Here is a 15,389-nt window from a genome sequence, read left to right on the forward strand (position 1 = left end):
GACTTTTTTTGTTTAGAGAAGTTGGAACGATGACGTTGCTGAACCAGCCGTGTAACCTGTAAGCGTCGCGTCAGACTTCACTTGATACGTACCACGCTGTGACCAAGAGTTCGTAGAGAGTGTGAACGTGATGGCACCTGAAGCATTTGTCTTGCCTGTACCGACGAGCGTCGCGCCGTTCGGTTGTGTGACCGTCACACGGACATCGGCGTTTGCGACCGCTTGACCATTCGAATTACGAACTGTTGAAGAAATCGAGACGACTTCACCCGCGTAGTAGTATGACTTCGAAGTCGATACTGTCGTCGTGAGTGCTTGTACCGGTTGTGTCGTACCACCAGAAGTAGGGGCTTGGACGAGTCCATTTCCGAACCAAGTGTCACGACCTGCCGTACCGAGGTCAATCGAATCTTGCGATAATTTCGTACGGAGTTGCGTGCTCGATAACGTTGGGAAGGCTTGCTTCATGAGCGCAAGGTTACCTGCAACGTAAGGCGTCGCCATCGATGTCCCGCTCATTTGACCGTAGCCGCCATTTGAGAGGGTTGAATTGATGCTGACACCAGGTGCCGCGACTTCGACTGTGCCACCTGTAGCTGAGAACGAGGCACGGTTGTTGTTGATATCCGTTGCAGCGACGGCGATTGCCGAACTGTAACGCGCTGGGTAGTTGACGAGATCGCCCGACCCATCGGTACGTCCGTTGTTTCCGGCTGCCGCAACGACAAGGATGCCTGCGTTATTCGCACGATCCACGACTTGTTGGAGTGTCGTCGAAGGGCTTGTCGTCCCAAGACTCAAGTTGATGATGTCCATGTCATTTGTGATCGACCAATCAATGCCGGCGATGATGCTTGATAGACTACCGCTACCGTTCGCCTCAAGTGCTTTGACGGCATAGATGCTTGCCTCGTGAGCGATTCCGACCGTACCGATGCTGTTATTGCGGGCTCCGATAATCCCGGCGACATGCGTACCGTGACCGTTGTCATCGGCGTAAGAACTCGTGACCGTACTAAACGAGGCACCACCAGCAATCGTTAAGTCAGGATGAGCGGAGATACCCGTATCAACGACGGATACTTTGACACCTTTCCCAGTGAATCCACTTTGCCAAGCGGAAGGAGCTTGAAGTTTAGGGATTCCCCAATCCTGGTTTTGGTTTTCGATATGTACCGTTTGATCGACTTCCACGTGTGCGACATGCGGGTTATTCTTCAGTCCGTTCAAAGCAGATTTCGGAACTTCGAGTGCTGCTGCAGGAATATTCGAATACTGTTGTTTAACTTCCATGCCTTCAATCGAGAGCGGAATTTTCTTTGCCGATTCTTTGAAGACGACGAGGACGCGTTCTTTCTCCTTGTTCGGGGCGGCTTCCGCGCCTCCTGGGACGGTTGATAAGACGAGCAATGATGCAAGGACGGTGCTACAGATTTTCTTCAACTTGTTTCCTCCTTTAAGGTAGTAGGCAAGATGACAGGATGTCGTACTGCCGTGTTCATAGAGTAACAAGTATTTCCAACGGATAGAATATGTCGATGGCATTAAAAATCTGAATATTTAGATAAGGATACAAGGGATTCAGATACAAGACTTTTGACTCAAGAGGACGCAACGGTAACAGAAAATCGATGATGCGATGCATAAAAAAAGCGAATCGACCCGTCAGGTCCATTCGCAATTGTTTACTTAATGACTTTATGTTTCCAAAGAATACCGGACTTCAACAAGCGGGCGACTTTTCCGGTGAGTGATTGTTTCCCCATGAACACCCCGAAGCCTGCTTTCTTCCCGAGGGAACCGAGCGTCCCTTTCAATTTGATGTCAGGTAACTCTGGATAGGCGAGCCCCTTCCACTTACAGAGGAGCACTTGAACGATTTGTTCTGCCTGAGCTTCGGCGAGTTGTCCGGACGGTGCGTACGGCAAGCTCGCGTTGTCTCCGACGACGAATACGTCCGGTAAGCCTGGTACGAAATGATGTTCCGTCAGTTTGACACGTCCGCCTCCATCGAGCTCCCATCCTTGGTTGCGTACGACAGCGACAGGTTGAATACCGGCTGTCCATACCGTCAAGTCGGAAGGGAACAAATCTTCATGATTCCATAATCCATCGGCATCGACGCGCGTAATATTGGCGTTGTTGATGACTTCGACTCCGTGCTCTTCGAACCAAGATTGCACATACATGGAGACACGATTGGATAAGAATGATAATACGGAAGGTCCACGGTCAAACAAGCGAACCGTCAAATCAGGACGACTCTCGCGTAGTTCGCTTGCGAGTTCGACGCCGGATAATCCCGCTCCAACGACTGAAACGACCGAGCCAGGTCGTAACCCGTTGATCGCTTGCTGTGTTTTTCGTGATTCTTCAAGTGTTTGAATACTGTACGTGAACTCTGCTGCCCCCTGGACGTTGTGATACTTGTCTTCACAGCCTAATCCGATGACGAGGTCATCATACGGTACTTTTTCTCCACTCGCGAGAAGAACCATCTTGTCTTCCGTATCGATATCCGTGACTTGTCCGTATATGTAGTCAATTTCTTCCGGAAAATCGATGCGAATATCGCGGTCCGAGACCGTTCCTGCAGCGAGCGCATAATACTCTGTTTTTAATCCATGATAAGGTAAGCGATCGACGAGCGTGACCGATACGTCCTTCAACTGATGTCCAAGAACTCTTTCGATGACACGCATACCCCCGTAACCGCCCCCTAAGACGACTAATTTGCGCATAATAATCCCCCTTTGTTACTCTTCAACTGTATCATGTTATAATCTGCCGTAGAAGAACCATTTTCCGATAATTCACGTAAAGAAAGACGGTGACATATATGATGAATCCAATCATCGAATTTTGCGCCTCGAATTTAGCGATGGGCTCACAAGTGGCCCGAGCGAAATTAGAGTCTGACCCTGATCTCGATGTGGTCGAATACGGCTGTACAGGCTACTGTGGCGTCTGTTCACTCGACCTCTTTTGCCTCGTCGACGGGGAAGTCGTGACCGGTGAAACGCCGGATGAGTTGGTGACGAAGGTGTATGAAAAAATAGAAGAGATGGCATGGTAAAAAGTTTGAGGGATGACCTCAAACTTTTTTATTTCACCCGTTGCATTTTAAAAAGAGGGATGTTATATTCTAAGAGGTTCGAATGTAGGTTGTCTGACGTTTAACAACGAGAAAAAGAAAGCGTTTCAAACGGTAGGGCACATCTCTTTTCGGGTATGACACATATAATAGCTTTGTTTAATATGAAAGGAGCACAACATCAATGAAAATCATGAGTGTGGTTGGTATTTTGGCACTAATTGCAATCGCTTACATCTTCTCTACCAACCGTAAAGCCATCAAATGGCGCACGGTCTTGGCAGCGTTCGCTGTTCAATTCGCGTTTGCTTTCCTTGTTCTGTACACATCTTGGGGACGTGCAGCACTTGAATGGATCTCGAGCGGGGTTCAAGCAATCTTGAACACTGCGGGTGACGGGATTGCGTTCGTATTCGGAACAGCGGTCGGCGGCGACAACTTCGTCTTCGCATTCCAAGTCCTTCCGATTATCGTTTTCATGTCATCATTAATCGCGTTACTCTACTACCTTGGCGTCATGCAGTGGGTCATCCGTATCCTCGGTACGGCACTCGCAAAAGCGTTAGGAACGTCACGTAAAGAGTCACTTTCAGCGACGGCAAACATCTTCGTCGGTCAAACGGAAGCACCGCTTGTTATCAAGCCGTACCTTCCTACGATGACACAGTCTGAGCTCTTCGCAGTTATGGTCGGTGGTCTCGCATCGGTTGCCGGTTCTGTACTTGCTGGATACGCAGCGCTCGGTGTACCACTCGAGTACTTGCTCGCAGCGAGCTTCATGGCAGCGCCAGCTGGTCTCTTGTTCGCAAAAATCATCGTTCCAGAAACAGAAGAATACGATGATGACATCGAGATTGTAGAGGAAGAAGAAGACAGAGCGGCGAACTTTGTCGATGCAGCGGCACGTGGTGCTTCTGACGGTCTCTTCCTTGCTTTGAACGTCGGTGCAATGCTTCTTGCGTTCGTTTCATTGATTGCGCTCGTCAACTTGATTCTCGGTTCAGTCGGTGGACTCTTCGGATTTGATAGCTTGTCACTCGAATTGATCCTTGGTTACGTGTTTGCTCCACTTGCATTTGTTATCGGTGTTCCGTGGGCAGATGCAGTACAATTCGGTAGCTTCCTCGGTCAAAAACTAGTCTTGAACGAATTCGTTGCATTCTCTGAGTTTGCACCAATCATCGGTTCTGGTGATTTGTCAGCTCGTACAGAAGCAATGATTGCATTCGCACTTTGTGGTTTCGCCAACATTTCATCACTCGCGATTCTTCTCGGTGGTCTTGGTGGAATGGCACCAAACCGTCGTGGTGACATCGCACGTATGGGTGTCCTCGCGATTCTCGCAGGTACGCTTGCAAACTTGATGTCAGCTACATTGGCTGGACTTCTTCTCTAATCGATATAAGAAAAAGCGATCACTTCGGTGGTCGCTTTTTAGTATGCGGATGATTGTTGGAGTGTGATGTTTGGCCACTGGGCGCCCCAGTTCTTTTGTTCGAGTCGTTTCAAGTAAATCGAATGCTTTGAAGAAGTTACTTCAAACAACGGTGTTGGCTTCACTTGCAGACTGAGCAAATCTTGAGTTCCGTATGGCGCGGCGAGGATGAGCTCGTCATTTGAATCAAGTCGTACCCCGATTGCTGTTACCGTCTCAGGGAAATGGGCTAGTGCATCCGTCGATGAGGTGTACGGTGGGAGGTGGTTCACATGATGCATTCTTGCTTGGTTTTTGACAGACCAAGGCACGTCTGGATCTCGTTGATACAACGTCTGCTCTAATTCTTTCTCGATTCGTTCTGATGTTTGAGTCGGGTCGAAATAAATCACATCCACGTCGTCCGTTTGTGTCGGTGTATCGTATCCATGAAGATGGTCCCATATTTTTGCGCGAATATAGCCGGCGCAAATCCACCAGTCTGGCAGACGAAGAGTAGCAACGGTGCGAAGAAGGTTCATAAGTTCTGCATCTTGTTGTAAGAAATCAATCAAATCCTCTTCATGTTTCATCAATCAAACTCCTCCTGATCCATCGGATTGAAAAAAGCACCTAGGCAACGCCTAAGTGCTCGTATATCGATTATGCTTGAAGTTGTACGCGCTGACGTTCGATCCACGGCTTCAATTTCAAGAAGAGTGGAACGAAGAGTGCGCTGATCAAGATCGCTTTAATTAAGTTGAACGGTAAGATTCCGTAAAGGACGAGATCCGTCTTCACGGCCGGGTCGGCCATGTCTGCCATTCCGAAGAAGAAGGCATAGGCTGGCAAGATGACGAGATAGTTTAAAATGGCGAGGCTGAGTGCCATCGTGATTGTACCGGCGAGTAGTCCAGAAGCGAGTGCTTTGTTCGTCTTCCGTTTGTGGTAGAACCATGCGACCGGGTACATGAATGCGACACCTGCGAAGAAGTTTGCGACTTCTCCGACCGGGACACCGCCACCGTTAAAGACATAGTACAAGACGTTTTTCAATCCGACGACCACGACACCTGCGAGTGGGGAAAAGACGATACCGGCAATGAGTGCAGGAATGTCACTGAAATCCACTTTGAGGAATGGTGGTAAAAATGGGAGCGGGAAGTTGAATAGCATGAGTACGAACGAAATCGTCCCGAGCATCGCCAAAGTCACCATAGTTGTCAGTCGTTTGTTGCGCGTAGTTTTCATCAGAATCTCTCCTTTAGGTCGCTCCTCGATGAATGGCACCCGTCGCATATAAAAACCCGATTGCAATGAAGACAATCGGGAGAGTTTACGCGCATACGAAATAGATGTTTTCCGAGGTGGAAAAGTCCACGTCAAAGAAAACATCCGAATATCGGTCGGATGCCGCCATCTTCTCCCATCCAGACTGTACTGTCGGCTTTCGAATCTCACGAAATCAGCAAGCAACGCCTTGCTCGCTCACGGGCTGAGAAGAATAAATTCTTCAATACCGCCGGTCGGGAATTTCACCCTGCCCCGAAGATGGAACGATTTAATTTTTTTTGTTACAGTTTAGTTATACAAGATAATGCACAAAACTACAAGTCAATTGACTTGAATTGAAGATAAAGTGAGGAGGAGTTCAGATGATTCATTTGACAGAATCAGCAGCACTTCAAGTACAAGAGATGATGAAACAGACCGAACGCCCGGATGCACAATATTTGCGAGTGAAGGTCCAAGGTGGCGGATGTACAGGACTTTCATATGGAATGGGCTTTGATGAGGAAAAGACGAATAAAGATATTCAATTCGACCATCACGGCGTCCGCGTCATCGTTGCGGAAGTCGATCACGGTGTCGTCGATGGGCTGGAGATTGATTACAAACAGTCGATGCTCGGTGGGGGCTTCACGATTAAAAACCCGAATGCCATCGCCACGTGTGGTTGCGGCTCAAGTTTCCGAACGGCAACGAACGCCGGTACGCCAGGAGAATGCTAATTATTTTTAGACTATGGAGCGCCATAGTCTTTTTTTTTGTGCGATTCGACCAGTTACGGAACGTCGGTGAAAGGGAATGTAGGGAAGAGAATCGTATTGAAGGGGGCTAGGGTGATGAGGAAAGTATTGATTTTTGGAGGATCGCGCTATTTCGGGAAACGACTTGCCTTACGACTCGCGGAGGCGGGGGATGATGTGACGATTGTGACGAGGGGACAGTTGCAAGTACCAGAAGCCGAAGGGATACGGTCCATTAAAGGAGACCGACAATCAGTCGCGACGATGAAAGACTTGGCACGAGAACGGTATGACCTCGTCTACGACAATATTTGCTTTACCCCGTATCAGGCAAAAATCGCCTCGGATGCGTTTATGGACAAAGTCGGAAAGTATGTCCTGACGTCTACAATGTCGGTATACGCGCCGGGACCTGATTTAAAGGAGAGTGACTTTAATCCGCTCCATTATGAATATCATCTAGAAGCTGAGCATGACTACGGACAAGGGAAGCGAGAGGCAGAGTCGTTCTTCTTCCACCGGGCTTCGTTCCCAGTTGCGACCGTACGCTTACCGATTGTCCTCGGACCAGATGATTATACAGATCGACTCAAATTTTATGTGGACGCGATTCGCAACGAGGAACCGATTGTGTTGCATCATCCAGAAGCGAAAATGGGCTTCATCTCGAGCGCAGAAGCAGCAGCATTTTTAGAATGGGTGGGACGTGCGAACGTGACTGGACCTTTCAATGCAGCGAGTGACGGTCTCATCTCCATGGGTGCTTTAATGGAGCGAATCGGGCAACATGTCGGAAAACCTGTCCATATCATAAAAGATGGGGAGTCGTCCCCATATGATTCGGACGTCGACTATTACATGTCGATTGCTGAAGCAAAAAAGGCGGGCTTCGTGTTCACGCAACTCGATGACTGGATTGACCGGGTCATCATTCAAACGATGCGGAAATGAAAAAATCCTCTGTGGACACAGTCCACAGAGGATTAATCATTATTTCCCGGCAAACACAGATGTCGAGTGTTGTGGGTGACGAGCAGTCGGATCCACAAGTTGCTTCACTTGGTTGATGGCAATCGGTGCTTCACCGAAACCTGTTGCAATCAGCTTCACTTTTCCTTCGTATGTGGCGATATCACCGCAAGCGAAGATCCCGGCGACTGTTGTTTCCATGCGTGAGTCGACACGGATGGTGTTCTTCTCAAATTCCATTCCCCAATTCTTGATTGGACCAAGAGATGACACGAATCCGTAGTTACAAATCAAATCATCAATCTCAACGATTTTTGACTCGCCGTCTTTATCCGTCAATTCAACAGATTCGATGTGTGTCTCACCTGAGAGTGACTCGATGTTGTACGGCGTAAGGACGTTAATCGTCGATGCCTTCATTTGTTCGACCGTGTGTTCGTGAGCACGGAAACGGTCACGGCGGTGAACGATGTGTACTTCTTTTGCGATGCCTTCGAGCATGAGTGCCCAGTCGACAGCAGAGTCGCCACCACCGGCAATCATGACGCGGCGATCACGGAATTTCTCCATGTTATCGACAAAGTAATGAAGGTTTGCGTAATCTTCGCAACCGTCAAGACCGAGTGGACGAGCCGAGAAGGCACCGTTTCCGGCAGTGATAATGACCGCTTTCGTATGGTACTCTTCTTTATTCGTCGTCAAAACGAACGTGCCGTCTTCGAGACGTTCCACCGTTTCGACCGTTTCGCCGAGGCGGTAGTCTTGCTCGAATTGATCAGCCTGTGCTTTTAATTGATCAATCAAATCCTGTGCTTTCACTTTCGGGAAGCCAGCGATATCATAAATATATTTTTCAGGATAGAGCGTTGACAATTGACCGCCGAGTTGCGGTAAACTTTCAATCAACGTCGTATCGAGTTGGCGCATGCCTGCGTAAAATGCGGTGAACAATCCAACCGGACCTCCACCGATGATGATTACATCTTTCGTCGTCTTCATCGAATTCCTCCTCAAAGCGTATACATTTACTATAGAGAGTTTATTGAATTAAATCCATTCAGTACAAACATGCAACACTTTCAAAAAAAATTCAAGAAGATAAGCTTTTTCATTGAGAATTCAATTTAAAGAGCGTACAATGAAACAGAAGCAATTGTGAACAGATGTTGAACAAGAATGGGCTTTATTGTGAACATCTATGTGAAGAAACACACAACATAGTTGTTCAAAAAAACAAAACTTTAAACAAGGTGGAAATGAACATGAAACGACCTAACATTGTTATTCTTGGCGCGGGCTTTGGCGGACTCATTACAGCCGTCAACCTTCAAAAGACACTCGCTGCAGGTGACGCGAACATCACGCTCATCAACAAGCATGATTATCACTACCAAACAACTTGGCTTCACGAACCAGCTGCTGGAACGATGAACCCAGACCAAGCACGCATTTACATTAACGACATTGTGAACCCATCACGTGTGAAACTTGTCAAAGGGATCGTCGATCGCGTCGATACTGCTGCGAAACAAGTCACGCTTGAAGATGGTTCTGTCGTCGAATACGACTACGTTGTCATCGGCCTCGGCGGTGTACCGGAAACATTCGGTATCCCAGGCTTGAAAGAAAACGCAATGACAATCAGCTCATTGAACAGCGTTCGTAAAATTAAAGAGCACATCGAGTACTCATTCGCTCAATATAAAACAAACGGTTCTTCTGACAGCTCGTTCGTAACGATTGTTGTCGGTGGTGCTGGATTCACAGGAATCGAATTCCTCGGTGAAATCGTCAACCGAATCCCAGAGCTTTGCAAACAATATGACGTTCCACGCGAAGCTGTTCGCATCGTCAACATTGAAGCAGCGCCAACGGTTCTTCCAGGTTTCGACCCAGAACTCACAACGTACGCACAGAAATGGTTGGAGCGTAACGGTGTCGAGATGAAACTCGGTAACGGAATCAAAGGTGTTGAGCCAGGTGTCGTTACGTTTGGTCCACTTCAAGGTGACACGACGGAAACGATCCACGCCAACACGATCATCTGGACAGGTGGCGTAAGTGGTAGCCCGATTATTGAAAAATCAGGATTTGAAGCGGTTCGTAACCGTGTCATGGTGGAAGCGGACAACCGTGCACCAGGTCACGACAACGTCTTCATCATCGGTGACTGCTCGGCAGTCATGGACCCTGCTTCGAACCGTCCATACCCACCGACGGCACAAATCGCAACACAACAAGCGCACAACGTTGCGAAAAACATCGCGGCACTCATCAATGGCAAATCGACTTCGAAGTTCACTTACGAGAGCAAAGGAACAGTCGCTTCGCTCGGTCATAACGATGGAATCGGAATCGTGATGGGTAAAAAAATCTTCGGTCGCAACGCTTCATTCATGAAGAAAGTCATCGACAACAAACACTTCATCGAATTGAAAAAATACGGACTCGTCCTCAAAAAAGGAAAGTTCTAATTTTCGATTAACGTACGGCTCGTTCTGATTCAGAACGAGCTGTTTTCTTTCGAAATTGTCATAGGAAGTTCTTTGACCACGTCGGTTGAAATTTTGTATAATGGAGAGCGGACAAGGGGGGCATCACATGCATATTATCCAAGCAGTCATTGGGGCCGTTTTATATATGACGATTTTTTTCAGTATCGGCTTCATCTTGAATATGTTACTTAAAAAGACATGGACACTCGTGTTCATTTATCCAATTTTTGTCATCATGATGATTGATAATGTCAAACTTTCAAGTTACGTGACCGAGACGTCAACTGCACTCGCGGGGATCTACGAAGGACTCGTCGGATTGCAACTTCTCGATTTGTTCATGCTCGGTTTCGGGTTGCTCGGAGCAATCTTGGCTGGCGTGACGATTCGTTTCTTACGGAAGAGCGGTTATTCAATGTTTTAAATGGCGACAGAAATGTTCGCCTTTTTTGTTTTGTCCCTACTTTTTTAGGGCATGAACCGATATACTAGATAGCGAAACGATTTTTAGTAAGGGATGCGATGCGAATGACATTACCGATGTATACGATCAAAAAAGTGTTGAATAATAGCGTTGTCATTTGTCAACATGATACGGATCCGGAAGTCATTCTACTCGGGAAGGGAATTGGCTTTGGCAAAAAACCAGGCGACCTCGTCGACCCGGCCAGCGTCCCGGAGAAAGTGTATCAACTGACAGATAAAGAAGAACAGTCGCAGTATCAAGAGCTCGTCAAACATGTCGATGAGGATTTTATTGCGTTCATGCAAGAGATTGTCGGCTTCATCGAGACGAGTACAGGTAAGAAAGTCGATGAGCACATTCATATCGGCTTGACCGACCACTTGTTCTTCACGATGAAACGAATCGAACAAGGGATGGAAGTGACGAATCCGTTTTTACTTGAGACAGAATCACTTTATCCAAACGAATTTGCGCTCGCGGAACGGATTGTCGATATGTTCCATGAACGATTGAACGTGCTCCTACCGGATGCGGAGACTGGATTTATTGCGCTGCACATCCACTCAGCGACGACGTTTAAAAATGTCCTGGAAGTGAATCGTCATAACCAAATCATTGGCCAAATCGTCCAGACGATTGAGAGTCGTTTGAACGTAAAATTGGACCGAACTTCACTCGATTATAAGCGCTTACTTCGGCACTTAAGGTACGCCGTTGAGCGGGTTGCGACGGGTGAGATGGTCGAGGCACCACAAAAAATTGAAAAGGTGTTGCGCGACGAATATCCGCTATGCTATAGTACTGCTTGGGAGCTGATGGGCATCATGGAACGCGAATTAAAGCGTCCCGTCCCACGAGGTGAAGCGACATATTTGACGATGCATCTCCAGCGCCTAACAAGTAGATAAATGATACCACGTGTCTTACGTGTTACTGATTCGATCAGGCATGAGTAAGGAGTGGAACGTTATGTGATTTCTCCGTTGGGAGAGGTCTACGTTCTATCCTTATTCATGCCTTTTCTGTTTTTATAAACGTGATTTATGAAAACGTTTAGATACGTCGGTTGTCTGACATCTACACCGCTATCATATTGTTTATACGTATTTAAAAAAAGGAGGAAATGTTGATGTTTAAGCAGATCTTTGGTGTTCTTCAAAAAGTCGGTAAAGCACTTATGCTTCCTGTTGCGATCTTGCCGGCAGCCGGTCTTCTTCTTGCATTCGGTAACGCAATGCAAAACCCACAACTTACATCACGCGCTGGTTGGTTAACAAACGAAGGCGTCGTGAAATTCGCTCAATTGATGGAGCAAGCAGGTGGAATCATCTTCTCGAACTTGGCGCTCTTGTTCGCAGTCGGTGTTGCCATCGGTTTAGCAGGTGACGGGGTAGCCGGACTTGCAGCAATCGTTGGATTCTTGATCATGAACAAAGTGATGGGTGTTTGGCTCGAACTCACACCTGAAGTGTTGGCGCAAGGTGACCCAGCATACGCGAACGTACTCGGTATCCCAACACTCCAAACAGGGGTATTCGGAGGGATCATCATGGGTCTCATCGCCGCATGGGCCTATAATAAGTACTTCAATATCGAATTGCCACAGTTCCTTGGTTTCTTCGCTGGTAAACGTTTCGTTCCAATCGTAACGGCAGTTGCAGCCGTCGTTGCTGGTTTCGTCTTACTATTAGTATGGCCACCAGTTCAACACGGATTGAACTCATTCTCAAACTTCATGTTGAATGAAAACCGTACATTTGCAGCATTTATCTTTGGTTTGATCGAACGTTCATTGATTCCATTCGGTCTTCACCACATCTTCTACTCACCGTTCTGGTTTGAATTCGGTTCATACACAGATGCAGCGGGTAACGTCGTTCGTGGTGACCAAGCGATCTTCTTCGCACAAATTCGTGACGGCGCTGAGTTGACAGCAGGTACGTTCATGACTGGTAAATTCCCGTTCATGATGTTCGGTCTTCCTGCAGCAGCACTCGCAATGTACCACGAAGCACGTCCTGAGCGTAAAGCGGTTGTCGGCGGTCTCTTGGCTTCTGCTGCCCTTACATCGTTCTTGACTGGTATCACAGAACCAATCGAGTTCTCATTCTTGTTCGTAGCACCGCTTCTCTTCGCAGTACACGCAGTGTTCGCAGGTCTTTCGTTCATGACGATGCATATCTTGAACGTTAAGATCGGGATGACGTTCTCTGGTGGTTTGATCGACTTCTTGCTCTTCGGAGTTCTTCCAGGTCGTACGGCTTGGTGGCTCGTCATTCCAGTCGGTCTCGTGTTTGCGGTTGTTTACTACTTCGGATTCCGCTTCGTTATCCGTAAGTTCAACCTTAAAACACCAGGCCGTGAAGATGAGGTTGTTGAACAATCAACAGCTACTGGTTCGGAACTTGCACAAGATATCCTCGTTGGTCTTGGTGGCTCACAAAACATCAAGCACCTCGATGCATGTATCACACGTCTTCGTGTAGAAGTTAAAGACAAAGCAAACGTAAACAAAGATGAGTTGAAACGCCTTGGCGCTTCTGGTGTCCTTGAAGTTGGTAACAACATTCAAGCAATCTTCGGACCACGTTCGGATGCATTGAAATCAGAGATTCAAGCAGTTATCGCTTCAGGTAACGAAAAGAAAGCAAACTAATCATCATCTAGACCAATCCTTCGGGGTTGGTCTTTTTCTTTTATATGAAACGGTTTCATCCAAACGTTAGAGGGAAAAAGTAAGTATTCTGACAAAGGAGGGAACCATGATGTGGAAGAAAGTGTTTGGCGTTTTACAACGGGTCGGGAAAGCACTCATGCTTCCGGTTGCGATCTTACCGGCAGCCGGTCTTCTCTTGGCGTTTGGTACCGCATTCCAAAACCCGGACCTCGTTGAATTGCTCCCGTTTCTGGCGAATGACTCACTTGTCCTGATTTGGCAAGTCATGACAGATGCCGGGGACATCGTCTTCGCAAACTTAGGGTTACTGTTTGCCGTTGGGGTCGCGATCGGCCTGGCGAACGGGGATGGGGTTGCTGGTCTAGCAGCCATTGTCGGTTATTTGATCATGAACAAAGTCATCAGCACGTGGAACGGGATTACCGCGGAAATCGCTCAAGGCGACCCGCAGTATGCAACCGTTCTCGGTATCCCGACGCTCCAAATGGGGGTATTCGGGGGTATTATCGCAGGTCTTGTTGCAGCATATGCATACAACAAGTATTTCAACATCAAGTTGCCAGATTTCTTAGGATTCTTTGCAGGGAAGCGGTTCGTCCCGATTGCGACGGCCGCATTCAGTTTGATTATCGGGATTGCGCTCGCGTATATATGGCCACCGATCGGGAATGCGATCAATACGTTCTCAAGTACGGTCATCGAGGCAAACGTTGCCTTATCAGCATTCATCTTTGGATTGGTAGAACGTTCCTTGATTCCGTTCGGTCTTCACCATATTTGGTATTCTCCGTTCTGGTTCCAATTCGGGGAATATACGAACCAAGCCGGTGATCTCGTACAAGGTGACCAACGGATCTTCTTCGCACAACTACGTGACGGCGTCGAGTTCACAGCTGGTACGTACATGACCGGGAAATTCCCGTTCATGATGTTTGGGTTACCTGCTGCCTGTCTCGCCATGTTCCACACGGTTCCGAAAGAACGTCGGAAAGACGTCGAAGGTCTCTATTTCTCAGCTGCCCTCACGTCATTCTTGACAGGGATCACAGAACCAGTCGAGTTCTCATTCGTCTTCGTTGCACCACTTCTCTTTGGAATTCACGCCGTCTTTGCAGGTCTCTCCTTTATGACGATGCATCTACTGAACGTCAAGATCGGGATGACATTCTCTGGCGGTCTCATTGACTATCTTCTCTTCGGAGTCTTGCCGAACCGAACCGCCTGGTGGCTCGTCATTCCGGTCGGACTCGTCTTTGCGGTCATCTATTACTTCGGATTCCGTTTCGCCATTACGAAGTTCGACCTGAAAATCCCTGGACGTGACGTTCAGACCGGCGCGAAAGGGGACAAAGCCGGTATTGGGGACGACTTGCCATATGAAGTGCTCGTCGGACTCGGTGGTCCTGAAAACATTAAACACTTGGATGCCTGTATCACGCGACTTCGTGTCACCGTGAACGACGTCAAACAAGTCGACAAAGATCTATTAAAAGATCTCGGTGCTGCTGGTGTCCTTGAAGTAGGGGATAACATTCAGGCCATCTTCGGACCGAAATCGGATACGCTTAAATCACAAATCGCGACCATCATCGAAGGTGGCGAGTATAAACCGAAAGAAAAAGTTGAAAAAGCCGTGATTACACCGGAAGCGGCTGAACAAGCCGATCATCGCTTCCTCGCTCCGATGTCGGGTGTATTGTTATCACTCGATGATGTGCCAGATCAAGTCTTCTCTGGTCGCATGATGGGAGAAGGATTTGCGATCGAACCAAGCTCAGGTCAGGTCGTTTCGCCGGTGACCGGTCAAATCACGACATTCTTCCCGACGAAACATGCAATCGGCATCTTGGCTGACGATGGACGCGAACTATTGATTCATGTCGGTCTCGATACGGTTAATCTGAAAGGGGAAGGATTCACTTCGAAAGTAGAGGAAGGTGCCCGAGTCGAAGCGGGAGATGTTCTTCTCGAAGTCGATCTCAATGCGATTCGAGATAAAGTACCATCACTCATCACACCGATCATTTGGACGAACGGAGACGGAAAAGTCGTCGTCGTACCGTTCGGTGAGACGGTCGTCGCAGGAGAAGCGCTCGACTTTAGAGCCGATGATAGAGGTCCAGAGTAACCAAGTTTCACACGCCGCTCCAGTAATGGGGCGGCTCTTTTTGTATAGTTACTTCAATGTGCCTTATTCCGGAAAGTGAGAATCCCCTTTATAGTGAAGAAGAATTCTCACGAAAG

Annotated in this window: 13 protein-coding genes, 1 pseudogene and 1 riboswitch; of the genes and pseudogenes, 9 read left to right on the plus strand and 5 right to left on the minus strand. The window is 47.8% G+C overall.

Annotated features, from left to right (window positions below; translation table 11 throughout):
• Nucleotides 1–12 precede the first annotated feature (12 nt).
• Entirely contained in the window at nucleotides 13–1,443 is a 1,431-nt protein-coding gene (locus KNO99_RS05870) for a S8 family serine peptidase (RefSeq protein ID WP_214746259.1), read from the minus strand.
• Nucleotides 1,444–1,685: 242 nt separating this feature from the next.
• Entirely contained in the window at nucleotides 1,686–2,741 is a 1,056-nt protein-coding gene (locus KNO99_RS05875) for an NAD(P)/FAD-dependent oxidoreductase (protein ID WP_214746262.1), read from the minus strand.
• 98 nt (nucleotides 2,742–2,839) lie between these two features.
• Between KNO99_RS05875 and KNO99_RS05880 the strand changes: the two genes are divergently transcribed.
• Together KNO99_RS05880 and KNO99_RS05885 are read left to right on the plus strand one after the other, a co-directional pair.
• Entirely contained in the window at nucleotides 2,840–3,076 is a 237-nt protein-coding gene (locus KNO99_RS05880) for a YuzB family protein (RefSeq protein WP_074033523.1), read from the plus strand.
• A 202-nt stretch (nucleotides 3,077–3,278) separates the two neighbouring features.
• Nucleotides 3,279–4,490: a NupC/NupG family nucleoside CNT transporter gene (locus KNO99_RS05885; protein WP_214746264.1), complete on the plus strand. Its 1,212-nt coding sequence runs from the start codon at nucleotides 3,279–3,281 to the stop codon at nucleotides 4,488–4,490.
• Nucleotides 4,491–4,528: 38 nt separating this feature from the next.
• Here the strand turns inward: KNO99_RS05885 and KNO99_RS05890 are convergent, their stop codons facing one another.
• Both KNO99_RS05890 and KNO99_RS05895 read right to left on the minus strand, forming a co-directional pair.
• Nucleotides 4,529–5,101, minus strand: a complete 573-nt coding sequence (locus tag KNO99_RS05890; protein WP_214746267.1) for a nucleotidyltransferase family protein — start codon at nucleotides 5,099–5,101, stop codon at nucleotides 4,529–4,531.
• A gap of 70 nt (nucleotides 5,102–5,171) precedes the next feature.
• The gene (locus KNO99_RS05895) at nucleotides 5,172–5,759 is read right to left on the minus strand and encodes an ECF transporter S component (protein WP_214693438.1); all 588 of its coding nucleotides are present in this window, start codon (nucleotides 5,757–5,759) and stop codon (nucleotides 5,172–5,174) included.
• Nucleotides 5,760–5,922: 163 nt separating this feature from the next.
• Nucleotides 5,923–6,065, minus strand: a riboswitch (FMN riboswitch).
• Nucleotides 6,066–6,163: 98 nt separating this feature from the next.
• Here KNO99_RS05895 and KNO99_RS05900 point away from each other — a divergent pair.
• Entirely contained in the window at nucleotides 6,164–6,520 is a 357-nt protein-coding gene (locus KNO99_RS05900; protein ID WP_214746270.1) for a HesB/IscA family protein, read from the plus strand.
• Nucleotides 6,521–6,634: 114 nt separating this feature from the next.
• Nucleotides 6,635–7,489 (plus strand): NAD-dependent epimerase/dehydratase family protein, encoded by an 855-nt coding sequence (locus tag KNO99_RS05905; protein ID WP_214746273.1) that lies wholly within the window; start codon nucleotides 6,635–6,637, stop codon nucleotides 7,487–7,489.
• A gap of 39 nt (nucleotides 7,490–7,528) precedes the next feature.
• On the opposite strand, the gene KNO99_RS05910 is transcribed toward KNO99_RS05905, so the two are convergent.
• Nucleotides 7,529–8,506: an NAD(P)/FAD-dependent oxidoreductase gene (locus KNO99_RS05910; RefSeq protein WP_074033516.1), complete on the minus strand. Its 978-nt coding sequence runs from the start codon at nucleotides 8,504–8,506 to the stop codon at nucleotides 7,529–7,531.
• A gap of 263 nt (nucleotides 8,507–8,769) precedes the next feature.
• Between KNO99_RS05910 and KNO99_RS05915 the strand changes: the two genes are divergently transcribed.
• The 5 genes and pseudogenes from KNO99_RS05915 (at nucleotide 8,770) to ptsG (KNO99_RS05935) (ending at nucleotide 15,273) form a co-directional block, all read left to right on the plus strand.
• Entirely contained in the window at nucleotides 8,770–9,981 is a 1,212-nt protein-coding gene (locus tag KNO99_RS05915; protein ID WP_214746276.1) for an NAD(P)/FAD-dependent oxidoreductase, read from the plus strand.
• Nucleotides 9,982–10,108: 127 nt separating this feature from the next.
• A complete protein-coding gene (locus KNO99_RS05920; protein WP_214746279.1) occupies nucleotides 10,109–10,426 on the plus strand; it encodes a YuiB family protein in 318 nt (105 codons plus the stop codon).
• Nucleotides 10,427–10,530: 104 nt separating this feature from the next.
• Nucleotides 10,531–11,376, plus strand: a complete 846-nt coding sequence (gene glcT / locus KNO99_RS05925; RefSeq protein ID WP_214746281.1) for a glucose PTS transporter transcription antiterminator GlcT — start codon at nucleotides 10,531–10,533, stop codon at nucleotides 11,374–11,376.
• Nucleotides 11,377–11,597: 221 nt separating this feature from the next.
• A pseudogene (gene ptsG, locus KNO99_RS05930) lies at nucleotides 11,598–13,097 on the plus strand (glucose-specific PTS transporter subunit IIBC); the annotation flags it as partial.
• Between the two features lie 136 nt (nucleotides 13,098–13,233).
• Complete coding sequence (gene ptsG / locus KNO99_RS05935) at nucleotides 13,234–15,273, plus strand: glucose-specific PTS transporter subunit IIBC (protein WP_214746287.1); 2,040 nt, start codon at nucleotides 13,234–13,236, stop codon at nucleotides 15,271–15,273.
• The last annotated feature ends 116 nt before the right edge of the window (nucleotides 15,274–15,389 follow it).

This window comes from Exiguobacterium sp. s189, assembly GCF_018617615.1.
GTDB lineage: Bacteria > Bacillota > Bacilli > Exiguobacteriales > Exiguobacteriaceae > Exiguobacterium > Exiguobacterium aestuarii_A.